Origin of the sequence: Zhengella mangrovi (genome assembly GCF_002727065.1) — a bacterium.
Classification (GTDB): domain Bacteria; phylum Pseudomonadota; class Alphaproteobacteria; order Rhizobiales; family Rhizobiaceae; genus Zhengella; species Zhengella mangrovi.
In genome coordinates this window covers 335036-358048 of sequence record NZ_PDVP01000002.1, presented here as the reverse complement: position 1 = coordinate 358048, position 23013 = coordinate 335036, and the positions used below count along the sequence as shown (strand labels likewise).

Genomic DNA, 23013 nt, shown 5'->3' with positions numbered 1-23013 from the left:
ATCCAAAACCGTGGGGCGATATGTTTACCCCATGAAGCTCAGGTCCGCCGCATCTCCTGGGTCCGTGGGGTGGGCCGACCGGGCTGGCGATCAGTGGCCTCCTCGTACCGCTGCCAGATTCCGGTCGGCCCCCATTCTCCTTGAAAATCAAGATGTTGAATGAAGGACTTCGCGTCCTCCGGCGCGAGTTTGCCGGTGCCGCGAGCGCAAACAAAAACGCCGCCTGGCGAGGGCGGCGTTTTTAGGAATGTCTGGCTGGAAACCGGATTACTTGATCTTGGTTTCCTTGAAGTCGACGTGCTTCTTCGCAATCGGGTCGTATTTGCGCTTCGTCATCTTGTCCGTCATCGTGCGGCTGTTCTTCTTCGTGACGTAGAAGAAGCCCGTGTCGGCGGTCGACAGAAGCTTGATCTTGATCGTGGTAGCCTTGGCCATGGTCTTTTCCGTTCTTGCTTGTTCGGGAACACCGCATGCCCAGGGGCACGGGGACCCGGCGCGGCAATCGTTCGTGCGCGACACATACGGATCGGCGCGGGAAAGTCAAGCCCGCAGGCGTGAACTCCGCACGATCAGGCCGGTTTTCGTGGCCGGAAAAGCTGGCGCGCCAGCACCAGCACCACGTAGGCGGCAAAGAAAATGGCCAGCACGTGGGCGAACCCGTCCGGCCCTGCGACTTCCATGCCGGCGCCGATCGCCGCCGGTCCCAGCAGCATGCCCAGCGCGTAGCAGAAGACGAAGGCCGCGTTGGCCGCGACCAGCTGGCGGCCCGTCAGCATGGAGCCCAGATGCGCCAGGCCGACGGTGTAAAGGCCTGCGACCACGCCGCCCCAGACGAACAGCATGCCGGCGGTCAGATACCAGTCGTGGGCAACATGCGGCAGCGCGATCATGCCGGCGAGCCCGATGACCGCGCAGACAAGCAGGATGACCCGGCGGTCGCGGACGCGGTCGCTGAGAAGGCCGAGGGGGATCTGCAGGACCACGTTCCCGAGCCCGATCATGGTCAGCAGAAGGGCGGCACTCGATTCGCCGTAGCCGATGCGCAGCCCGTAGACGGGGAAGAGGGCAAAGCCGCCCGTCTCGACGGCGCCGAACACGAAGACGGCGAAGGTTGCCGTTGGCACCAGCACGATGTAGCGCCAGAAATCGGCCCCCGTGGACAGTCCGCCTTCCTCGGCGAGGTCCGGGGCGTCGCGCGTGGCAAAGAGCACGGGCACGGCGGCCAGCGCGATCAGGCACAGCGTGAAGCCGAATGGCAGGAACCCGCCGGATCCCAGTTGCGCGAAAATCCACGGCCCGGCGGCAAAGCCGAGCGACAGCACCGTGGCATAGAGCCCGAGCACGAAACCGCGCCGCGCCGGTGGTGCGCAATGGTTGATCCAGGATTCCGACAGGATGAACAGCACCGTGATCGCGAAATGCAGGAGCGCGCGCAGGACGAACCAGCCGGAGAACGATTCGACGAAGTAGAAGCCGCTGAACGACAACCCGCCGACCGCGAGCATGGCGAGCACGACCGGGACCATGCCGAAGCGGATGGCGAGAGGTGTCGCGAAGGGCGCGGCCGCCAGCGAGGCGACGCCGGCGACGGCCGTGTTCAGGCCGATCATGCCGGCCGAAAAGCCGCGTGCCTCCAGAACGAAGGAGAGCAGCGGCATGCCAAGACCGATGGCGATGCCGACGACGGAGATCGAGGCCACGGCCGCGATCAGCCCTCGCCACTGCACATCGTCCGGCCCAAGATCATGCGTGAAGTCGGGCTGCATGTGGGTCGTTTCCGCCGTTTCAGGGGCAGGGCCCGGGTCTAGAGAACATCCCGCCGGAACTGGCCGTGGATCATGCGGTAGAAGGGCACCGGTCCACCGGGAGCAAGCTCCGGGTCCGCGTTCAGCCGCTTGCCGAGTTCCTCGAGCACGGTGCGGGTGATGATCGGGATGTCGGCCTTCACGGCGTCGGCGAAATCGAGCCACATCAGCTCTTCCAGTTCCTGCGTCGGGCCGCCTTCCGGCAGTTCCAGCGCGGCACTGTCCCGCCAGACGGCGAAGAAGCGCGTATCGAAGCGGCGCACGCGCCCGGGCGGGGTGATGGCGCGGGCGACGAGACGGAGCCCTTCCAGCGACGGGGCCACGCCATGGGCGCAGAACCCCTGCCAGTCGGCGGCCTTCGTCGTATAATTCTGCCTGTGGCCGATCAGGATCCCGGCTTCCTCGTAGGTTTCGCGCACGGCCGACATGGCGATGGCCCGGGCGCGCGTCGGGGTGAACCGGGCGCGCGTGCTGGCGAAGAGCTTGTCGGCTTCCGGGCTCGGCAGATCGCCGGCAACAGGCACGCGGGCATCGGCCGGGTCGGTCCGGCCGCCCGGGAAGACGAACTTGCCGGGCATGAAGGCGTGCTTGTGATGCCGCTTGCCGAGCAGCACTTTCGGCTTGCTTCCCGAGCGGTCGAGCAGCAGCAGCGTGGCCGCGTCACGCGGACGCAGCGGACCTTTTCCAAGCGCGAAGTCCTTGTTTTCCGCCTTGTCGATCTGCGCGCGTGTCAGTCCGTCCATGTCTGTTCAGTCCTGTTCGGGATGGATGTCGAGCTTGTCGTCTTCGCCACCGAAACCATGCATGTAGAGCGCCCATTGCAGGCCGATGACGGCCCCCTTGACGGGCTGCAGGATGGCGATCGACATCAGCACGGTCAGGGGCACCCAGATCGCCAGGTGCTGCCAGTTGGTCAGCGAATAGATCCGCTCCACGCCCATGAAGGCGCCGACGACGATATGGCCGACGATGAAGATGACGAGGTAGGCGGGCAGGTCGTCGGCCCGGTGGTGGTGGATTTCCTCGCCGCAATGGGCGCACGCATCCACCGTCTTCGTGAAGCCCTTGAAAAGCTTGCCTTCGCCGCAGTTCGGGCAGCGGCAGCGCCAGCCGCGCCACATCGCCTGTCCCAGGTCCCGGGCCGGCCGCCCGGTGTGCGCTTCGCCGCCGAAATGCCGGATGTCATGCGTCATCGTCTTCTTCCCTTGCCACCGGAGCGGCCCTTGGCGACTCCCGGCCGCTTGCGCGACCCTGCCTTGGCCTTGTGAAAGGAACGTGTCATTCCCGGCAGCGGCCGCGCGTCACTGGCCATTTCCATCAGGATGGAGCCAGCCATCGGCGCGATTTCCACCAGTTCGACCTCGACCTTGTCTCCCAGCCGCCAGCCTTCGCCGCTCGAACCGCCGATCACGGCATGCGCAGCCTCGTCGTAATGATAGTACTCTTGCCCCAAAGTCGAGATGGGAATGAAGCCATCGGCGCCGAATTGCGGCAGTTGCACGAAAAGCCCGGCCTTGGTCACGCCGGTGATGCGCCCGTCGAACACCTGGCCGACCTGGTCGGCGAGATGCGAGGCGATCAGCCGGTCGACCGTCTCCCGTTCGGCCGCCATGGCGCGCCGCTCCGTTCCCGAGATCAGTGCCGAGGTGTCATCGAGGCGCGCTTCCTCGTCGGGCGTCAGCCCGTCAGCCCCGAGTTTCAGCGCCCGGATCAGCGCGCGATGCACGATCAGGTCGGCATAGCGGCGGATCGGCGAGGTAAAATGCGCATAGCGCTGCAGGTTGAGGCCGAAATGGCCGATGTTGGCCGGCGAATACACCGCCTGGCTCTGGCTGCGCAGCACCACCTCGTTGACCAGCGCCTCGTTTTCCGTGTCGTCCACGGCCGAGAGGATGGTGTTGAACTGGGCCGGCCGCAACTGCGCGCCGCGCGCCAGCGACAGGCCGACGGTGCGCAGGAATTCGCGCAGCGCTTCCTGTTTGGCCAGCGACGGCATGTCGTGCACGCGGTAAACCAGCGCCTGGCTTTTGGTCTCCAGCGTCTCGGCGGCCGAGACATTGGCCTGGATCATGAATTCCTCGACCAGCTTGTGCGCGTCGAGGCGGTCGGGAACCGTGACGCGGTCCACCGTTCCGTCGTCCTTGAGCAGGATCTTGCGCTCCGGCAGGTCCAGTTCCAGCGGCTCGCGGTTGGCCCGGCCCTTGGAAAGCACGCGGTAGGCGTCCCACAACGGCTTCAGCACCGTGTCCAGGATCGGACCGGTCTTCTCGTCCGGCGCGCCGTCGATGGCGGCCTGGGCCTGGGTGTAGGCGAGCCGGGCCGACGAGCGCATCATGATGCGGTGAAACGAATGGCGCAGCTTCCGGCCCTTTGCCGAAAAGACCATGCGAACCGCCAGTGCCGGCCGGTCCACGTTCTCCTTCAGCGAGCACAGGTCGTTGGAGATGCGTTCCGGCAGCATCGGCACGACCCGGTCGGGGAAGTAGACGGAATTGCCGCGCTTCAGCGCCTCCCGGTCCAGCGCCGATCCGGAGCGCACGTAGGCCGCGACATCGGCGATGGCGACGGTGACGATCTGGCCGCCGGCGTTCTCCGGGTCCGGGTCGGCCTCGGCATGGATGGCGTCGTCGTGATCCTTGGCGTCGGCCGGGTCGATGGTCACCAGGTCGAGATCGCGCCAGTCCTCGCGTCCCGCCATCGTGGCCGGCTCCGCCGCCTCCGCTTCCGCCAGAACTTCGGGCGGGAACACGTGGGGAATTTCATGGGCATGGATGGCGATCATCGAGATCGCCTTTTCGGAGGTCACCGAGCCGATGACGGCCGTCACCTTGCCGCGCCCGAGGCCGTGGCGCGGGCTTCGCCCGGGCTGAACCTCGACGAGGTCGCCGGGCTTCGCGTCGCCGCGGTCTTCGGTCTCGATCACCAGTTCGGCCTGCTTGCGGTCAACCGGTTCGATCCGCAGGCCGCCGTCGGCCGTCTCGCGCAGCACGCCCAGCACCGCGTCGCGCCGCTTGTCGAGCACTTTCATGACGCGCGCCGAATAGGCCGGCCCGTCGTCGCGGTCGGAAGCAAATGTCTTGGCCAGCACCCGGTCGCCGACGCCCGGCTGGCGCCCCGGCGCATTGCGGCTGGTCCGGACCGAAACCACGGGGGCAGGGCTGTCGGCCTCGTCCCATTCCATGGGACGGGCCAGCAGGCCGCCGTCGCTGTCGCGTCCGAAGATGTCCAGAACGGTCACGTGGGGCAGGGAGCCCGGCCGCGACAGCCGCTTGCGCCGTTTCTCGATCAGCCCTTCGTCCTGCAGGTCGCGCAACATCTGCTTCAGTTCGACGCGCGCATCGCCCTTCAGGTTGAACGCCTTGGCGAGTTCCCGCTTGCCGGCCGCATCCGGGTTCTCCGCGATGTAGCGAAGGATCTCTTCGCGGGAGGGCATGTGGTCGTTGCGCGCCGGACGGTCGCCCCGCGATTTGCCGGTGCCGGGAAGCCGGCGCGCCATCAGGCGGACGTCTTCGCGGCGGGCTTGGACCTGGACGCCGTCTTCTTCGTGGTCGTTTTCTTTGCAGCGGTCTTGCGCCCGCCGGCCGCCTTTTTGGCGCCGCTCGACTTGCCCGCCTTTTCGGCGATCAGCGCCAGCGCCTCGTCCATCGTCACCGACTGCGGATCCTTGTCCTTCGGCAGGGTTGCGTTCACCTTGCCCCAGTTCACATAGGGTCCGTAGCGTCCGTCGCGAACGGTCACGGGTCCGCCGTCGGGATGGTCGCCCAGTTCCTTGAGCGCCGCCGGCTTGCCGCGGCCGCGCCCGCCCTTGGCGGCCTTCTCCGCCAGCACGGAGACCGCCCGGTTCAGCCCGATGGAAAACACGTCCTCGATGCTCTCCAGGTTGGCATAGGTGCCGTCGTGCAGAACGAACGGACCGTAGCGGCCGAGACCGGCGGAAATCATCTTGCCGGATTCCGGATGTGCGCCGACGTCGCGCGGCAGGTTGATCAGCGCCAGCGCTTTCTCATGGTCCATGTCGGCCGGCTGCCAGCCCTTCGGCAGGCTGGACCGCTTGGCGTCCTTGCCGTCGCCGCGCTGGACATAGGGGCCGAAGCGGCCCGAGCGCAGGGTGATTTCCTCTCCGGTGTAGGGGTCGTTGCCGAGCACCTTGTTGCCGTCTTCCAGTCCTGCCCCGTCGCCGCCGCCTTCGCCCGTCTCGCCGAGCTGCCGCGTGAAGCCGCACTCCGGATAGTTCGAGCAGCCGACGAAGGCACCGTACTTGCCGAGCTTCAGCGAAAGCTGGCCGGTGCCGCACTTCGGACAGATGCGCGGGTCCGAGCCGTCCTCGCGGGCCGGGAAGGCCAGCGGGGCCAGTTCCTCGTTGAGCGCTTCCAGCACGTCGGAAACGCGCAATTCCTTGGTCTCGTCCACGGCGGCAGTGAAATCGCGCCAGAAATCGCGCAGCACATCGCGCCAGGCGAGCTTGCCGTCGGAGATCTCGTCGAGCTTTTCCTCCAGATCCGCCGTGAAATCGTATTCCACGTAGCGGCGGAAGAAGTTTTCGAGGAAGGCGGTGACAACCCGTCCCTTGGAACCGGGGATGAGCCGGCGCTTGTCGATCGTCACGTAGTCGCGGTCCTGCAGGGTCTGCAGCGTCGCGGCATAGGTGGAAGGGCGGCCGATGCCGAGCTCTTCCATCTTCTTGATCAGCGAGGCTTCCGAATAGCGCGGCGGCGGCTCCGTCGAATGTTCGGTCACGTCAATGGACTCGCGGTTGACCGTCTCGCCGGACCTGATCTCCGGCAGGCGGCCTTCCTCCTCGTCCTGCGAATCCTCGTCGCGGCTTTCGGTGTAGGCCGCCAGGAAGCCGTCGAAGCGGACCACCTGGCCGTTGGCGCGCAGCTCGGCCGTCTTGCCACCGCCCGAAGCGATGATCTCCACGGTCGTGCGCTCCAGTTCGGCGGCATTCATCTGGCTGGCGATCGCCCGCTTCCAGATCATCTCGTAGAGCCGGAACTGGTCATTGTCGAGGAACGAGCGCACCGAGGCCGGCGTCCGCGAGAAGTCCGTCGGCCGGATGGCCTCGTGGGCCTCCTGCGCGTTCTTTGCCTTGGTGGAATAATGGCGCGGCTTCTCCGGCAGGTACTTGGCGCCGAATTCCTTGCCGATGGTCTCGCGTGCCGCCGCGATCGCCTCAGGCGCCATCTGCACGCCGTCGGTACGCATGTAGGTGATGAGACCGGCCGTTTCGCCGCCGATGTCGATGCCCTCGTAGAGCCGCTGTGCGACCTGCATGGTGCGGGTCGCGCCGAAGCCGATGCGCGACGAGGCCGCCTGCTGCAGGGTCGACGTCGTGAAGGGCGGCGCAGGGTTGCGCTTGGCGGGCTTCGCCTCGACCGAGGCCACCTTGAAGGACGAGCCGTCCAGGACCTTGCGGATCGCCTCGGCCTGCTCGGCGCTGGTGATGTCGAGCTTCTGCGCCTTCTGGCCGTCGAAGGTCATCAGGCGTGCGGCAAACGAATCGCCACGCGGCGTCAGGAAGGTGCCGGCAACCAGCCAGTAGGCCTCGCGGACGAAGCGCTCGATTTCCGCCTCGCGGTCGCAGACCAGGCGCAGCGCCACCGATTGCACGCGTCCGGCCGAGCGGGCGCCGGGCAGCTTGCGCCAGAGAACCGGCGACAGCGTGAAACCGACCAGGTAGTCGAGCGCGCGCCGGGCCAGGTAGGCTTCGACCAGCGGCGCGTCGATCTCGCGCGGATTGGCCATCGCTTCCAGCACGGCGTTCTTGGTGATCGCGTTGAACACCACGCGGCGAACCGGCTTGTCCTTGATCGCCTTCTTCTGCTTCAGGACTTCCAGCACGTGCCACGAGATCGCTTCGCCCTCGCGATCCGGGTCGGTTGCCAGGAACAGCGAATCTGCTTCCTTGACCGCCTTGGAGATCTCGGTGAGCCGCTTGGAGGACGCGCCGTCCACCTGCCAGGACATGGAGAAGTCCTCGTCCGGGCGCACCGAACCGTCCTTGGGCGGAAGGTCCCGCACATGGCCGAAGGAAGCCAGAACCTTGTAGTTCTTGCCCAGATACTTGTTGATCGTTTTCGCCTTGGCCGGCGATTCGACAATCACGACGTCCATGAAAATCCCGGAAAACTGCTGTTGGCCGCGTTCGAAGTCCTGCCTTGTGGCAGGTTGGAACTGCGTCGTCAAATGGCTGCGCATTTCGTCGAGGTCAAGCCCGATGGCCGAACAAAGCGTTTGGCACCTGCCTGTCGATGCAACTTTTAGATTAATTCAATCGGGGTTGAAAATATCAAAGGTTGCATTATCATTTCTCTCGCGCCAGGCAGGTGGCGCGGGCGGAAAACAACGCAGCACGGCGGCCTCACGGTCGATCCCGGAAGGATAATGAATGCATGTCTCAGCACCTTCACGACCGGTCCGACACGCTCGACTACGTCCAGGCCATGCTCGGCCAGATGCGGCTGATGGCACAGGCGGAGCGTTGCGACATGCTCGGCTACCTCATCGAGATGGCCTACATCGAATGTTCCGACATCATCCGGGGCAAGCGGCCGCGGCGTCTCGAGGTCGGCGACGACCGGGAGCGGCCGGCCGCCCGGTCTGCATAAAGCAAGTCCAGCGAAAGTGGACACCGGTTTCGCGTCCGGACTTGTGGGAGGGAAAAGCAAGTCCAGCGAAAGTGGACACCGGTTTCGCGTCCGGACTTGTGGGAGGGAAAAGCAAGTCCAGCGAAAGTGGACACCGGTTTCGCGTCCGGACTTGCGGGAGGAAAGAGCAAGTCCAGCGAAAGTGGACACCGGTTTCGCGTCCGGACTTGCGGGAGGAAAGAGCAAGTCCAGCGAAAGTGGACACCGGTTTCGCGTCCGGACTTGCGGGAGGAAAGAGCAAGTCCAGCGAAAGTGGACACTGGTTTCGCACCGGAACAAGGAGAGAGCATCGCGGCGCCTCGACGAGGTTCGGTATGGCTCCGGACGGGGACAGGGTGAGGGTCCGGCGGCGTGTCTTGCGGCCAGCCGGACCATCAAAGGATGATCGAAACCTGGTTGCCGGCATGGCGTTCCAGCCGGCCCGCCAGGTCGAGTTCGAGAAGCACAAGCTGCACCTCGGCGGGTTTCAGCCCGGTGTGGCGGATGACCTCGTCCACGTGGACGGGTGTGGGGCCCAAAGCCTGGATGACGCGGGTTCGCCCGTCGTCTCCAGGTGGCGGCGCCGGCATCAGGTCTTCCTGTTCTTCCAGCGTGTCGGGAGGGGCGAAGAGGTCGCGCTGGCCGCCGGCCATGGGCGCCAGGTGGGCCAGGATGTCCTCGGCGTCGGTCACCAGCACGGCGCCATCCTTGAGCAGCCCGTTCGATCCGCCTGCGCGCGGGTCGAGCGGCGAACCAGGGACGGCGAAGACCACGCGCCCCATCTCGCCGGCCAGTCGGGCGGAGATCAGCGAACCGGAGCGCTTGGCCGCTTCCACGACGACAAGGCCCATGGCAAGGCCGGCGATCAGCCGGTTGCGGCGCGGGAAGTCCTGCGCCCGGGGCTGCCAGTCGAAGGGCATTTCCGACACGACCGCGCCGCCGCTGGCCGCGATGGCCTCCATCAGCGGGATGTTTTCCGGCGGGTAGGGATGCGCGAGGCCCCCGGCGAGAACGGCTACCGTCCCGCCGTCGAGCGCGCCTTCGTGGGCCGCCGTGTCGATCCCGCGCGCCAGGCCCGAGATCACGGCCTGGCCCTTCATCGACAGGTCGCGGGCCAGGACGCGCGCCATCTTGACGCCGGAAAGCGAGGCATTGCGCGCACCGACGATGGCGATGGCGGGAAGCCGGAAGACCGCCGGATCGCCGCGCAGGCTGATCAGCGGCGGTGGCGCTGGCATGGTCTTCATCATGGCCGGGTAGGAGGCTTCGCCAATGGCCGCGAAGGTCACGCCCGCCTTCTGCGCCGCCTCGATCTCCCGTTCGATTTCCGTTTCATGCGGGATGCGCGGCAGCCGCTTGGCGCCGCCTTGCGCGGCCAGGCCGGGCAGGGCCTCCAGCGCGGCGCTGGCCGATCCGTAGCGGTTGATCAGGTCGCGGAACGTGGCCGGCCCGACATTCTCCGTGCGGATCAGCCGCAGCCATTGCAGGCGTTGGCGGTCGCTCAGGCGCAATGGCGAGGCCCGGCTGTCCATCAGCCCTTCGAACCGATTTTCGATTCCGTGCCAGCGAGAAGCCGGGAGATGTTCTGGCGATGCTTGAAGTAGACGATCGCGCTCATGATCGCGAACAGCACGGCCGGCCCGGTCTGGCCGAGCAGCCACAGCGCGACCGGCACGACGACGGCGGCCGTCAGCGCGGCAAGCGAGGAATAGCGGAACAGGAAGGCCATGCCGAGCCAGGTGGCCGCGAAGACCAGCAGGCCCTGCCAGCTTGCCCCGAGCAGGACGCCGAGATAGGTGGCCACGCCCTTGCCGCCCTTGAATTTCAGCCAGACGGGGTAGAGATGGCCGAGGAAGGCGCCGAAGCCGGCCAACAGCCCGAATTCCTGCCCGAACCGCGAGGCCACCAGGACCGGCACCGTGCCCTTGAGCGCGTCGGCCAGCAGCGTCAGCGCGGCGAGCTTCTTGTTGCCGGTGCGCAGCACGTTCGTCGCGCCGATATTGCCCGACCCGATGGAGCGGACGTCGCCAAGGCCGGCCATGCGCGTCAGGATCAGTCCGAACGGGATCGACCCGCTCAGGTAGCCGAGCGCCAGCGCAAGCAGCAGCCCTGCGCCATTTGCCTGGATGTCGAATGGCCCGATCATGTCCGTCCCTTCCGGTGCGGCTTCAGGGGCCGCAGCCTATTCTTGTTTGAAAACCGTCTTTCCTGCAACCATTGTTTGCAGGACCCGTCCCTGCATGCGCGCCCCCTCGAAGCAGGTGTTCTTCGATTTGGAGCGCAGATCCGCCTCGCGCACAAGCCATGGCTCGTCAAGATCGACGATGGCGAGGTCGGCCGCCGCGCCGGGCCGGAGGCTGCCCGCTTCCAGCTTGAAAAGCTTCGCCGGGGCGGTCGACAGCACCTCGATGATTCGCAGCAGCGGCAGGTCGCCGTTGTGGTGGTGACGCAGCATGGCCGCCAGCATCGTTTCCAGGCCGACGGCGCCGATTTCGGCGTCCGCGAAGGGCAGGCGCTTGGTGTCCACGTCCTGCGGGTCGTGGGATGAGACGACCACGTCGATCGTGCCGTCCCGCACCGCCTCGATCATCGACCGCCGGTCGTCTTCGTCGCGCAGTGGCGGCGAGAGCCGGAAGAACGTCCGGTACTCGCCGATGTCGTTCTCGTTGAGCGACAGGTGGTTGACCGAGACCCCGGCCGTGACGTTCACGCCCTCGGTCTTGGCCAGGCGCACGGCGTCGGCCGACAGGCTGGTCGATATCTTGGCCGCATGGTAGGCTCCGCCGGTCAGGCGGGCCAGCATCAGGTCGCGTGCCAGCGGGATCAGCTCGGCCTCGCGCGGAATGCCCGGCAGCCCGAGCCAGGAAGCGAACAGGCCCTCGTTCATGACGCCGGCCGAGGCGAGATCCTTGTCCTGCGTCTCGTGCAGGATGACGGCGCCGAAATCGCGCGCGTAGGTCAGCGCCCGGCGCATCACCAGCGACGAGGCCAGCGTGTGGCGCCCCTCCGTGAAGGCCACCGCGCCGGCTTCGCTGAGCAGGCCGATCTCGGTCATTTCCTTGCCGGCCAGGCCCTTGGTCACGGCCGCGGCGGGATGGACATGGACGCTGGCCGTGTCGCGCGCCGTCCGCAGCACGAATTCCACCAGCGCGACGTCGTCGATCACCGGGTCGGTGTCCGGCATGGTGACGATGGAGGTGATGCCGCCGGCCGCCGCGGCCTGGCTGGCCGAGGCGATCGTCTCGCGGTGTTCGCCGCCCGGTTCGCCGACGAAGACCCGGCCATCGACGAGGCCCGGGATCACCGTCTTGCCAGCGCAATCGATCACGGACGCGCCCTCGGGCACGCCCTGGTTCAGCGCCTCGGGTCCGGCCGCAGCGATACGCCCGTCGCGGATGATGACGGTTCCGGTGGCATCCATCCCGCGTGACGGGTCCACGATCCGGGCGCCGGAAAGAACGGTTGCGCTGGTCATCGGCCCGCCTCCGGGTTCTTGCGCGGATCGAGCAGCGCTTCCAGCACGCCCATGCGCACCGCCACGCCCATTTCCACCTGTTCCTGGATCATGCTCTGCGGCCCGTCGGCGACTTCCGAGGCGATTTCCACGCCCCGGTTCATCGGGCCCGGGTGCATGACGAGCGCGTCGGGCTTCGCCAGTTTCAGCTTGGCCGCGTCAAGGCCGAAATAGCGGAAGTACTCGCGCACCGACGGCACCGAGGCGCCGGCCATGCGCTCGCGCTGCAGCCGCAGCATCATCACGACATCGGCGTCCTTCAGCCCGTCCGCCATCGAGTGGAACGGCGTCACCCCCATCTTTCCGATCCCGGACGGCAGAAGCGTCGAGGGCGCCACGACCCGCACGTGCGCGCCCATGGCGTTGAGCAGGATGATGTTGGAGCGGGCCACGCGGGAATGCAGCACGTCGCCGCAGATCGCCACGGTCAGCCCGCCGATGGTGCCCTTGGCACGGCGGATCGTCAGCGCGTCGAGCAAGGCCTGGGTGGGATGCTCATGCGCGCCGTCGCCGGCATTGACCACCGCGCAGCCGACCTTCTGGGCCAGAAGCGCGACGGCGCCGGCAGATGCGTGCCGCACCACCAGCGCGTCCGGCCGCATGGCGTTCAGCGTCATCGCCGTGTCGATCAGCGTCTCGCCCTTCTTCACCGACGAGGACGCGACCGACATGTTCATCACGTCGGCGCCGAGCCGCTTGCCGGCCAGTTCGAAGGACGATTGCGTCCGGGTCGAAGCCTCGAAGAAGAGGTTGATCTGCGTGCGCCCGCGCAGCACCGACGATTTCTTGTCGGTCTGGCGCGACAGCGCCACCGCCCGCTCGGCGCGGTTCAGCAGCAGGTCGATGTCGAACGGCGTCAGCCCGGCAATGCCGAGCAGGTGCCGGTGCGGATAAACGGGGAAGTCAGGATCGTGGGTCATCTTGAAAGGGTGCTATAGGGCCGCCATCGCCCGGTCGCAAGCGCCGCGTGCCGGTCCGGACCGGTTACCAACGCCTTTTTGCCGGTCCGCGCCCGGCAGCGGGTCGCAATGCTTCCACTTCCTGTCTCAAACAGGTGATTGACCGGGCGCCGCCTTGGCCATGGTGTGGGCAACAGGCTGCAGCAACGGGAAGAGACGACGCGAATGACCATACTCGACTGGCATGCCGGGCGCAGCGACCTTTCCGATATCGCGTTGCTCGACCGGGCGCCGGAAAGCGAAGGCATCGACCTGAAGGCCGTGCGCCTCTACCGGCAGGGCCGGGTGCGCGCCGAGATGGCGCGCCGCGGCATCGATGCCGTCATCCTGTCCGACCCGGTCAACATCCGCTACGCCACCGGCACGCGCAACATGCAGATTTTCAGCCAGCGCAACGGGCCGGCCCGCTACCTGCTGCTGACGGCGGACCGTTCGATCCTGTTTGAGTTCACCGGCTGCGAACACCTCGCTGACGGCTACGAGACCGTGGACGAGGTGCGCCCCGCGCGCACGGCCAGCTTCGTTGCCGCCGGACCGGATATCGCCGCCCGCGAACGCGCCTGGGCCCATGAAATGGCCGGCCTGGTCACGCAGCTCTGCGGACGCGGCGCGACGCTCGGCATGGAGCGCATGAACGCCGGGACGGCCATCGCGCTTGGCGACAGCGGGCTGCGCATCGTCGATGCCCAGGAGCCGGTCGAAATGGCCCGCGCCATCAAGTCCGCCGAGGAGATGAAATGCGTCAACGCCTCGCTGCGCGCCACGGAGATCGCCGTCGGCAAGCTCCGCGAGGCCATCCGCCCCGGTCTTACCGAGACGCAATTGTGGTCCGTGCTGCACAAGTCGGTCATCGAGCAGAACGGCGATTACTGCGAGACCCGGCTTCTCAACGCCGGCCAGCGGACCAACCCGTGGTTTCAGGAAACGGCGCACCATGTCATCGGCGAGAACGAGCTGATCGCGCTCGACACCGACGTCGTCGGCTGCCATGGCTACTATTCCGACTTCTCGCGCACCTTCCATTCCGGCCCGGGCCGGCCCACCGCCGAGCAGCGCGAGCTTTACCGCGTGGCCTACGAGCAGGTGCATCACAACATGGCCATCCTCAAGCCGGGCCTGACCTTTCGCGACTACGCCTACCGTGCCTGGGACATTCCGGAGAAATATCACGCCAACCGCTACTACCTCTCAGCCCACGGCTGTGGCATGACCGGCGAATACCCCTATCTCTATCACCGCGGCGACTTCCCCGATGCCGGCTATGACGGCGTCATCGAGCCCGGCATGACGCTGTGCGTGGAAAGCTATGTCGGCGCGGCCGGCGGAACCCAGGGCGTGAAGCTGGAGCAGCAGGTTCTGGTCACGCAGACCGGCATCGAACTGCTGTCGCGCTTTCCCTTCGAGGAAGACCTGCTGGCCGGCTGACCGTCGGGGCCGCGATCCGGCCCGCGAATTTCTCCCCGCCGCGGCCCGCCACCTGTCGCCCGGCGCGCCCAGTCTGTTTATAAGACGGGGGAAGGATTCGCGCAGTCCGCGGTCCAGCAGGGCAGAAACAGGGAGGCCGGTCGTGGCCACGCATGAGGTGCTGAACCAGACGCCGCCGTTCACGGGGGGCAATGCCTGGCGGTCCGATCCGCTCCTGGTCCAGATCACCGAGTCCTTCCCGGACGAGGTCCGCCGCGACCTCGACCAGCTTGGCCGTTTCGTGCTCACCGGCGAGGCGCAGGAGACCGCGCGCCTGGCCAACGATTACCCGCCGGTGTTGAAGACCCATGACCGCCAGGGCCATCGCGTCGACCAGGTCGACTATCACCCGGCCTACCATGCGCTGATGCGCCGTTCGGTCGGCGCCGGCCTGCACTCGTCGATCTGGGAGAACACGCCGTCTGAAAAGGGCATCCGCCACCAGGCGCGTGCCGCGCGCTTCTACCTCATCGGCCAGCTCGAATCGGGGCACCTGTGCCCGCTGACGATGACGAGCGCCTCGCTGGCGCCGCTGATGGCGAGCCCCAACCTGTTTCGCGAATGGGCGCCGCGCATCACATCGCGCAAGTATGACCACACCGCCAGGCCGCCGGCGGCCAAGGCCGGGCTCACGCTTGGCATGGGCATGACCGAGAAGCAGGGCGGCACCGACGTTCGCGCCAATACCACCCGCGCCGAACCTGCCGGCAAGGATCTCTACCGGCTGACGGGCCACAAGTGGTTCATGTCCGCGCCCATGTCTGATGCCTTCCTGGTGCTGGCCCAGGCGCCGGAGGGGCTGACCTGTTTCCTCGCTCCGCGCGTGCTTGCCGACGGCTCGATGAACGGCTTCCGCTTCCAGCGACTGAAGGACAAGCTCGGCAACCGTTCCAACGGCTCGGCCGAGGTGGAGTTCGAGGGTGCCGTCGCCCAGGCCGTCGGCGCGCCGGGCGAGGGGCTTCGCACCATCATGGACATGGTCACGCTCACCCGTCTCGACTGTGCGCTGGGGTCGTCCGCGCTCATGCGCGCCGCGCTCGCCGAAGCCGTGCACCACGCGCGCCATCGCAAGGTCTTTGGCACCGCGCTGGCCGATCAGCCGCTGATGGCCCGTGTCCTGGCCGACCTGGCGCTGGACGTGGCGGCGGCCGTCGCCCTGTCCATGCGGCTGGCCCGCGCCTTCGACCTTGCGGCGCAGGACGAGCGCGAGGCCGCCTTTGCCCGCGCCATGACCCCCGTCGTCAAGTACTGGGTCTGCAAGATCGCCCCGCCGGTCATCTACGAGGCCATGGAGTGCCTTGGCGGCAACGGCTACGTCGAGGACTGGAACCTGGCCCGCTACTATCGCGAGGCCCCGGTCAATGCGATCTGGGAAGGCTCCGGCAACGTCATGGCGCTGGACGTGCTGCGCGTGCTGAAGCGCGGCCCGGCACTCTTCGAACGGGTGATTTCCGGGCTGGAGGCCGACCTCGGCGCCGCCGGGCGGGGAACGATCGACGTCCTGCGCGCTGCCATGCAGGTGGCGGCCACGGACGAGGGATCGGCCCGCATCCTCACCGAGCAGCTCGCGCTGGCCGCCGCCGCCGCGGAACTGCGGCGCATCGGGGCCGGACGGGTCGCAGATGCCTTCATCGATACCCGCCTCGGCGGCCAGTGGCGCGCCACCTACGGCATGCTCGATGCCCGCCACGACGCGTCCGTCGTCATCGATTCGCTCTATCCCGGCTCCGATTGATCATCCCGCCAGGGATCCGGCGACGGCCAGCACCGCCGGGATCGAAAAGAACGAGACCGCCGTCTGCATGGTCACGGTCGCCGCATAGAGCGGCGCGTCGCCGCCGAGCTGCTTGGCCAGCAGGTAGCCGTTCATCGCCGTCGGCACGCTGCCGCAAAGCGCCAGCCACATCAGGCTTTGTCCCTCGACACCGATCAGCACGCCGGTGCCGACCAGCAGGGCCGGGTAGGCGACCAGCTTGATGGCGACCGGGATCCATAGCGCCGGCCGCGCGCTGAACATGTCGCTCGGCCTGAGACCGGCGCCGATGGCGATGAGGCCCATGCCGAGCGCTGCCCGGGCGACGAGGTCGAGTGTGACGTCCAGCGGCCCGTACAGGCCGCCCGGGATGAAGCGGGCGAGCAGCCCCGCGGTCGCCGACAGGACCAGCGGATTGGTGGCCATGCGCCGGCCGATCGTGCCCCAGTCCGCCGACGAATCGCCGAACCGCGTGACCACCAGCACGCTGACGAGATTGATCGGAATGACGATGGCGGCCATCGACAGGGCCACGACGGCAACACCTTCCGGCGGAAAGAGCTTCTGCGCGATGGCGAGCGCCATGAACCCGTTCCAGCGCAGCGCCGTCTGGTAGACGGTCGAGAATTCGCCGCGATCGATCAGGCCGGACGAGCGGAAGACCGGCCACAGCGCCAGCACGGCGACCATGGCGATGGTCAGCGCGGCGACGAGGGAGAAGATCAGCGGTCCGAGCGCCAGCCGCGAGAAATCGGCCTTCAGGATCGAGGCAAACAGCAGGGCAGGGTAGAGAAACCAGAAGCCGATCTGCTCCAGCCCGGTCCAAGCCTCCTGGTCGATCAACGGAGACCGGCGCAGCAGGTTTCCGGCAATGATGAGCAGGAAGATGGGCAAAAGGCTTTCGAATGTGGCGATCATGATGCCGTTATGTCTGCCTTTGGAAGGGGCGGCAATCGTCTTTTTCCACCGGCTGCCGCCGCGCCGTTAACCTTAACGAATGGTTTCCATTGCGCGTTAACCTTCAGGCGTTCACTGTCGAGGCGATCAAGGGAGCCCCCATGCCGCGCCTGTTCGCCATCGCCACCTGTTTCTTCTGGATGACGTTCTACGTCCTCTCCGCCATGTCGATCCTCGGCGTGGGGCAGGGCGCGATGATGGTGCCTTTCGTTCCGGCGGACGCGGGCCTGGCGCTTGGCCGGTTCGGAACCTTCGGTTTCGCGGTCGCCACCGGCGCCGTCGCGGCCGGCTTCCTCTGGGCCTTTGCCGCGCTGCTTCTGGAAGACGATGCCGAGCGCGACGAATCGGGGACCGTTCTCCAGGTCGCCTATGCCGGCGCCATCCTGCTGGCCGCCAGCAGCCTGCTGGTCTTTGCCGGCATCAGTGCCGGAGCGCTGGTCCAGGCCGCCGTGCTGCAGATCGCGGCCCTGTCGGCCTGCCTCTTTGCCGCCGAAGCCGAGAAGGCGCGCCTCGCGGCGCGGCAGGCCAGGACGGAAAACCAGGTGATCCAGCGTATGGCGCTCGACGCCGCCCACTATTCGGTCCTGCCCCATCTTGGCGGGCGGGGACAGCCAGGGGAGCGGCCATCCTGATGCGCTATATCCTCATCCTCTGGGCCGCCCCGATCGGTCTTTTCGGCGTCTGGTACTTCCTGTCGCTCAACGACATGAACTTCGGCACGATCTTCCTCTCGCGTGCGCTGCATGACGCCGTGTTCGAGCTTTACGGCGAGATGCTCGGCGTTGCGCCGGACAAGATCCCGCTGCTGATTCTGGAGGCCCTGGCCTTCGATTCGCTGTTTATCGCGGCGCTCTATGCCTATCGTCGCCGCAAGCTGATCCGTGCCTGGTGGGTTGACCGCAAGGCCCGCGCCATGCTCGCCGCTGCCGCCGCGTCCATGGCCGAGACGCAGGCCGCCGGGGAACGCCCTGCGGCGACGCTTCACCCGGCCGAGTGATCGCCTGACAAGGCGTGGAGGCGGTCCAGCGCGCCTTGCAGGATGAAGGCCGCCGCCGCCGAATCGATGCGCGTTTCCCGCTTCTTCCGCGACACGTCCATTTCCAGCAATGCCCGTTCCGCCGCCACGGTCGACAGCCGCTCGTCCCAGTAGACGAAAGGCATCTCGGTCAGCTGTTCCATGTTGCGCACGAAGGCCCGCGTCGCCTGGACGCGCGGACCGTTGCTGCCGTCCATGTTGACCGGCAGGCCGATGACGAAGGCCTGCACGGCGTCGCGTTGCGCCGCGGCGAGCAGCTTTTCCGCGTCGATCTTGAATTTCTTGCGCTCGATGACCGGACGCGGGTTGGCGAAGGCGAGCGACCGGTCGGAAACGGCAAGGCCGATGGTCTTGGTACCGAGGTCGAGGCCGGCGACGGTGGCGCCCTGCGGCAGGCTTTCGGCGAGTTCCTCGATGGTCATGACCGTCATCGCACCGGCTCCGCATTGATTTCACATGACGTGGTTCTATTCTCCCGTGAAATCAAAAGCGAGGAGGTTCCCTATGAAACTCACCTGGTACGGCCATTCTGCCTTCCGCGTCGAATTTGGCGACGCGAGGATTCTCCTGGACCCGTTCCTGTCCGGCAACCCGTCCTGGGGCAAGGGATGGGAAGGTCCGGCCGAGGGCGTCACTCATGTTCTGCTGACCCATGGCCATGACGACCACCTGCTCGACGCGGTGGAGATCTGCAAGGCAACGGGCGCGCAGCTTGTCGCCAATTTCGAGATCGCCATGTACCTGGCCGCCAAGGGCGTTGCCCAGGAGAAGCTCAACCCCGGCAACCAGGGCGGCACGGTCGATTGCGGCGGCTTCACCACCACCTTCGTCCATGCCCAGCATTCCTCGTCCACCCAGACCGGCGGCGGCGATAATGTCTATCTCGGCAATCCGCTCGGCCTCGTGCTGCACGCGCCGGGCGAGAAGACGCTCTATCACATGGGCGACACCGACATCTTCTCCGACATGGCGCTGATCAACGAGTTGCATCAGCCCGATATCGGCCTCGTGCCGGTGGGCGACCGCTTCACCATGGGCGGCGCGGTGGCGGCACTGGCCTGCCAGCGCTATTTCAAGTTCTCCACCGTCATTCCCTGCCACTACGGCACCTTCCCGATCATCGAGCCCGATGCCTCGAAGTTCACCGCCGGGATGGACGGCTCGGGCGTGGACGTCCTCATCCCGGCGATCGGCGAGGCCGTCGACCTCTGAGCCGGCGGCTTTGCCGCGCAGCGGCCATTGATTGTTGCGCCGGACCGGCCGTGGCTTTATAGCCGGGGGTGAGACGCCCGGGCGATGTCGTCGCCCGGGCATTATCCTGTTGTTACTCACGCGCCGGAGCATTCGCATGTCCGTCGATCTCGACACCGTCAAGCGCGTCGCGCGCCTGGCCCGTATTGCCGTCACCGAGGAAGACGTCTCGGCCCTGACCGGCAAGCTCAATTCCATTCTCGGCTTCGTGGAACACCTCGACGAGGTCGATGTCTCCGGCGTCGAGCCGATGACGTCGGTAATCCCGATGGAGATGAAGAAGCGCATCGACGAGGTGACCGATGGCGGCAAGGCTGCCGACATCGTCGCCAACGCCCCGGCAACCGAGGACAATTTCTTCCTCGTGCCGAAAGTCGTCGAATAATCCAACTGCTGCGCGGAACCCTCCGATCATGACCGAACTGACCGCACTGACCATTGCCGAAGCCCGCGAGCAGTTGAAGGCAAAGGCCTTCACCGCCGTGGAACTGACCGAAGCATACCTGGCCGCCATCGACCAGGCCAACCCGGTCATCAATGCCTATGTCGCCGTGACCCATGACCGGGCGCGCCAGATGGCCACCGCCTCCGACGCACGCCTGGCGAAGAACGAGGGCGGCGCGCTGGAGGGTATCCCGCTTGGGATCAAGGACCTCTACGCCACCGAGGGCGTGCATACGCAGGCCTGCAGCCACATCCTCGACGGCTTCCGCCCGCGCTACGAATCGACGGTCACCGCGAACCTCTGGGCCGATGGCGCCGTCATGCTCGGCAAGCTGAACATGGACGAATTCGCCATGGGCTCGTCCAACGAGACCAGCTTCTACGGCCCGGTGAAGAATCCCTGGCGGGCAACCGGTTCCAACGCCGATCTGGTGCCGGGCGGCTCGTCGGGCGGTTCGGCGGCTGCCGTCGCTGCCTGGCTTTGCGCCGGTGCGACCGCCTCCGACACCGGCGGCTCCATCCGCCAGCCGGCTGCCTTCACCGGCACCGTTGGCATCAAGCCCACCTATGGCCGCTGCTCGCGCTGGGGCATGGTCGCCTTCGCCTCGTCGCTCGACCAGGCCGGCCCGATCGCCCGCGACGTGCGCGACGCTGCCATCCTGCTCAAGTCGATGGCCTCGGTCGACGCGAAGGACACCACCTCCGTCGACCTGCCGGTGCCGGATTACGAGGCCGCGCTCGGCCGTTCGGTCAGGGGCATGAAGATCGGCATTCCGAAGGAATACCGCGTCGAGGGCATGCCGGAGGAAATCGAAAAGCTCTGGCAGCAGGGCATCGACTGGCTGCGCGAGGCCGGCGCCGAGATCGTCGAGATCACGCTGCCGCATACCAAATACGCCCTGCCGGCCTATTACATCGTGGCGCCGGCCGAGGCCTCCTCGAACCTCGCCCGTTACGACGGCGTCCGCTACGGCCTGCGCGAACAGGGCAAGGATATCGTCGACATGTACGAGAGGACCCGCGCCGCGGGCTTCGGCGACGAGGTCAAGCGCCGCATCATGGTCGGCACCTACGTGCTTTCGGCCGGGTATTACGACGCCTACTATCTCAAGGCGCAGAAGGTCCGCACGCTGATCAAGAAGGATTTCGAGGACGTCTTCGCGGCCGGCGTCGACGCCATCCTGACGCCGGCGACGCCGTCGGCGGCCTTCGGCATCGCGGACCAGGAACTGGCCTCCGACCCGGTCAAGATGTACCTGAACGACGTCTTCACCGTTACCGTCAACATGGCCGGCCTGCCGGGCATCGCCGTGCCGGCCGGTCTCGACGCCAAGGGCCTGCCGCTCGGCCTTCAGCTCATCGGCAAGCCCTTCGACGAGGAAACCCTGTTCGCCACTGCCCACGTGATCGAGCAGGCCGCCGGCCGTTTCTCGCCTGCGAAATGGTGGTGAAAGCCGCGTCCGGCGACGATCTGCGCCGGGCGCTCGACGCGCTGGCGGACGCCGGCCACGGGATGGGGCCGCAATGGCATGCGGCCCACGACATCGCCCAGGCGCACGAGGGCGAAGCCGCTTTCGACTGGCTGCACGCGCTTTGTCACCGCATCGAGGGCGATGCCTGGAATGCCGGCTACTGGTACCGCCGCGCGGACCGTGCGGCCTGGGATGGCCCGTTCGAGGACGAGGCGGACGCACTGCGCGCCTCGGCGCTGTGACCGCCGTCGCTTGCGCCTTTTCTGGCGCCGGCGTTTCCTGCCGGGTGCAAACAGCTGGGGGAAGGCGCATGCACGGGAAAACACTTGCAACGGGCCTGGTGGCCGTGGCGGCCGGCATCCTGCCGGCGCGCGCGGACGGACCGGACTGGCGCGCGATCATGGCCGGCATCGACGGCATCATCGTCTATTGCGATTCCAGCACCAAACAGGCCTATGCCCAGCACATATGCGACGGCATGGCAGCGGTGGTCGAGGCCGGTTTCAAGGAAACCGGCCTGCCGGTCGTCCGCAACGGCCTCGTCCATACCGGCGTAGCGCATGATGGCAAGGTACCGGCGGAAATCGTGACTGCGCCGCTGAAGTCGGCCGAGGGCATCAGCCGGCCGATGCTCATGGCCGTGGTGATCAAGGGCACCGACGACCGCACGCCGGCCATCTACACCCGGGTCCATGTCGCGATCCCGTTTCGCGCGGCCGTCGAGGCAGGGGCTTCCGGCCCTGGCAAGGCCGGCGACCTGATGGTCGCTGAACGGGCGATCGCCGGCAACGGTCCGAAAAAGCAACTGCCGCCCGCCATCGTTGCCGCGCTCGGCAAGCAGCTCGACGCGCTGATGGCAGACATGCGCGAAGGCATTGCGAAGCCCTGAAACGCCGCCCGGGCCGCAAGCGGCCTAGCGCTGCGGCTTCTTCCGTTCGCCCGTCAGCATGTCGCGCTTGGTGCCGAACCCGTCGATGGTCTGGACCCGGAACCCGGCCGCCTGGAGATTGCGCCGCACGAAGCCGGCCGCAGTATAGGTGGCGAACGTGCCGCCGGGCACGGTCTTGTCGTGCACCGCCTGCATCAGCGCCTCGTTCCACATCTCCGGGTTCTTGGCGGGCGAAAATCCGTCGAGATACCAGGCGTTTGCCCGCCCGGGCCAGCCGGCCACCGTTTCGCGCGCATCCCCGATCACGATCATCAGCTGCGTTTGACGGTCGAGCCGGATCGGCCGTTCCTCGCCATGCGGCGGCCAGTCCGACGGCAGCACCGACAGCATGCGTTCCGAAAGCTCCGACAGGTGCGGCCAGCGCTTAAGGGCCCGGGTGATCTGGTCCGGCGACAGCGGATAGGCCTCGAACGAGGTGAACGACAGTTGCGCGGCGAAAGGGCGGGTCGCGCGCCAGCGGCTCCAGGTTTCCAGGAAGTTCAGGCCGGTCCCGAATCCGAGCTCCGCGATCGAGAAATAGGGCGCCGTCGCCCAGGCTTCCGGCAGGCGGTTGCCTTTCAGGAACACGTGCCGCGTTTCGCCCGGGCCATCGGACCGCGAGCAGAACGGGTCATCGAACAGCACGGAAATCGGCTGTCCGTCCGCGTCCCAGGTCAGTGGATGGATTTCATGGCTCTTGCGCCCGAAAGGCGGTTCCGCCAATTGCAATTCCCCGCACAAGCGTTCAAACAACCCGAACCATGCCGGATTCCTTGTCAAAAAGCGATATCCCATCTCGTGCGC

General features: G+C 66.9%; 23 protein-coding genes. 10 read left to right on the top strand and 13 right to left on the bottom strand.

All coding sequences use genetic code 11. The annotated features are described in order from the left end of the window. Positions 1–267: 267 nt before the first annotated feature. From rpmG to topA, 6 genes are all read right to left on the bottom strand, one after another. Complete coding sequence (gene rpmG / locus CSC94_RS05560; protein ID WP_099304647.1) at positions 268–435, bottom strand: 50S ribosomal protein L33; 168 nt, start codon at positions 433–435, stop codon at positions 268–270. A gap of 134 nt (positions 436–569) precedes the next feature. Next, entirely contained in the window at positions 570–1727 is a 1158-nt protein-coding gene (locus tag CSC94_RS05555) for an MFS transporter (protein WP_205853243.1), read from the bottom strand. Between the two features lie 77 nt (positions 1728–1804). Then, complete coding sequence (locus CSC94_RS05550) at positions 1805–2548, bottom strand: NUDIX hydrolase (protein ID WP_099304636.1); 744 nt, start codon at positions 2546–2548, stop codon at positions 1805–1807. 6 nt (positions 2549–2554) lie between these two features. After that, on the bottom strand, positions 2555–2998 hold the full coding sequence (locus CSC94_RS05545; protein ID WP_099304634.1) for a DUF983 domain-containing protein: 444 nt from the start codon (positions 2996–2998) through the stop codon (positions 2555–2557). Beyond that, complete coding sequence (gene rnr / locus CSC94_RS05540) at positions 2995–5301, bottom strand: ribonuclease R (RefSeq protein WP_099304632.1); 2307 nt, start codon at positions 5299–5301, stop codon at positions 2995–2997. The genes CSC94_RS05545 and rnr overlap by 4 nt, the downstream gene beginning before the upstream one ends. After that, a complete protein-coding gene (gene topA, locus CSC94_RS05535; protein WP_099305256.1) occupies positions 5301–7919 on the bottom strand; it encodes a type I DNA topoisomerase in 2619 nt (872 codons plus the stop codon). The genes rnr and topA overlap by 1 nt, the downstream gene beginning before the upstream one ends. Positions 7920–8197: 278 nt before the next feature. On the opposite strand from topA, the gene CSC94_RS05530 reads away from it, so the two are divergent. Continuing rightward, a complete protein-coding gene (locus CSC94_RS05530; RefSeq protein WP_099304630.1) occupies positions 8198–8413 on the top strand; it encodes a hypothetical protein in 216 nt (71 codons plus the stop codon). A gap of 413 nt (positions 8414–8826) precedes the next feature. Here CSC94_RS05530 and dprA read toward each other — a convergent pair whose 3' ends face one another. The 4 genes from dprA to CSC94_RS05510 are packed head-to-tail and all read right to left on the bottom strand — an operon-like array spanning position 8827 to position 12865. Then, entirely contained in the window at positions 8827–9963 is a 1137-nt protein-coding gene (dprA, locus tag CSC94_RS05525) for a DNA-processing protein DprA (protein ID WP_099304628.1), read from the bottom strand. Then, on the bottom strand, positions 9963–10577 hold the full coding sequence (plsY, locus tag CSC94_RS05520) for a glycerol-3-phosphate 1-O-acyltransferase PlsY (protein ID WP_099304626.1): 615 nt from the start codon (positions 10575–10577) through the stop codon (positions 9963–9965). Before plsY ends, dprA begins: the two co-directional genes overlap by 1 nt. A gap of 36 nt (positions 10578–10613) precedes the next feature. Next, positions 10614–11906: a dihydroorotase gene (locus CSC94_RS05515; protein WP_099304624.1), complete on the bottom strand. Its 1293-nt coding sequence runs from the start codon at positions 11904–11906 to the stop codon at positions 10614–10616. Next, on the bottom strand, positions 11903–12865 hold the full coding sequence (locus CSC94_RS05510; RefSeq protein WP_099304622.1) for an aspartate carbamoyltransferase catalytic subunit: 963 nt from the start codon (positions 12863–12865) through the stop codon (positions 11903–11905). Before CSC94_RS05510 ends, CSC94_RS05515 begins: the two co-directional genes overlap by 4 nt. A 204-nt stretch (positions 12866–13069) precedes the next feature. Between CSC94_RS05510 and CSC94_RS05505 the strand changes: the two genes are divergently transcribed. Together CSC94_RS05505 and CSC94_RS05500 are read left to right on the top strand one after the other, a co-directional pair. After that, positions 13070–14329, top strand: a complete 1260-nt coding sequence (locus CSC94_RS05505) for a M24 family metallopeptidase (protein ID WP_099304620.1) — start codon at positions 13070–13072, stop codon at positions 14327–14329. 142 nt (positions 14330–14471) lie between these two features. Then, positions 14472–16103 carry an acyl-CoA dehydrogenase family protein gene (locus CSC94_RS05500; RefSeq protein ID WP_099304618.1) on the top strand — a complete coding sequence of 544 codons (1632 nt, stop codon included), beginning with the start codon at positions 14472–14474 and terminating at the stop codon, positions 16101–16103. Here the strand turns inward: CSC94_RS05500 and CSC94_RS05495 are convergent, their stop codons facing one another. Next, positions 16104–17039, bottom strand: a complete 936-nt coding sequence (locus CSC94_RS05495; RefSeq protein WP_099304616.1) for an AEC family transporter — start codon at positions 17037–17039, stop codon at positions 16104–16106. A gap of 140 nt (positions 17040–17179) precedes the next feature. Between CSC94_RS05495 and CSC94_RS05490 the strand changes: the two genes are divergently transcribed. Both CSC94_RS05490 and CSC94_RS05485 read left to right on the top strand, forming a co-directional pair. Then, on the top strand, positions 17180–17710 hold the full coding sequence (locus CSC94_RS05490) for a hypothetical protein (RefSeq protein WP_099304613.1): 531 nt from the start codon (positions 17180–17182) through the stop codon (positions 17708–17710). Next, the gene (locus CSC94_RS05485; protein ID WP_099304608.1) at positions 17710–18075 is read left to right on the top strand and encodes a DUF6105 family protein; all 366 of its coding nucleotides are present in this window, start codon (positions 17710–17712) and stop codon (positions 18073–18075) included. The genes CSC94_RS05490 and CSC94_RS05485 overlap by 1 nt, the downstream gene beginning before the upstream one ends. Here the strand turns inward: CSC94_RS05485 and ruvX are convergent. Beyond that, entirely contained in the window at positions 18060–18545 is a 486-nt protein-coding gene (gene ruvX, locus CSC94_RS05480; protein ID WP_099304605.1) for a Holliday junction resolvase RuvX, read from the bottom strand. The genes CSC94_RS05485 and ruvX overlap by 16 nt on opposite strands. Positions 18546–18618: 73 nt before the next feature. Between ruvX and CSC94_RS05475 the strand changes: the two genes are divergently transcribed. The 5 genes from CSC94_RS05475 to CSC94_RS05455 all read left to right on the top strand — a co-directional run bounded on the left by CSC94_RS05475 (position 18619) and on the right by CSC94_RS05455 (position 22170). After that, positions 18619–19326, top strand: a complete 708-nt coding sequence (locus tag CSC94_RS05475; RefSeq protein WP_099304602.1) for a metal-dependent hydrolase — start codon at positions 18619–18621, stop codon at positions 19324–19326. Between the two features lie 136 nt (positions 19327–19462). Next, positions 19463–19750: an Asp-tRNA(Asn)/Glu-tRNA(Gln) amidotransferase subunit GatC gene (gene gatC, locus CSC94_RS05470; RefSeq protein WP_099304597.1), complete on the top strand. Its 288-nt coding sequence runs from the start codon at positions 19463–19465 to the stop codon at positions 19748–19750. 28 nt (positions 19751–19778) lie between these two features. Beyond that, on the top strand, positions 19779–21260 hold the full coding sequence (gatA, locus tag CSC94_RS05465) for an Asp-tRNA(Asn)/Glu-tRNA(Gln) amidotransferase subunit GatA (RefSeq protein WP_099304594.1): 1482 nt from the start codon (positions 19779–19781) through the stop codon (positions 21258–21260). Continuing rightward, positions 21257–21523 carry a hypothetical protein gene (locus tag CSC94_RS05460; protein ID WP_425356504.1) on the top strand — a complete coding sequence of 89 codons (267 nt, stop codon included), beginning with the start codon at positions 21257–21259 and terminating at the stop codon, positions 21521–21523. The genes gatA and CSC94_RS05460 overlap by 4 nt, the downstream gene beginning before the upstream one ends. A 68-nt stretch (positions 21524–21591) precedes the next feature. After that, positions 21592–22170 carry a hypothetical protein gene (locus tag CSC94_RS05455; RefSeq protein WP_099304589.1) on the top strand — a complete coding sequence of 193 codons (579 nt, stop codon included), beginning with the start codon at positions 21592–21594 and terminating at the stop codon, positions 22168–22170. A 24-nt stretch (positions 22171–22194) separates the two neighbouring features. Here the strand turns inward: CSC94_RS05455 and mnmC2 are convergent, their stop codons facing one another. Continuing rightward, complete coding sequence (gene mnmC2, locus CSC94_RS05450; RefSeq protein WP_245408265.1) at positions 22195–22932, bottom strand: tRNA (5-methylaminomethyl-2-thiouridine)(34)-methyltransferase MnmC2; 738 nt, start codon at positions 22930–22932, stop codon at positions 22195–22197. Positions 22933–23013: the final 81 nt, after the last annotated feature.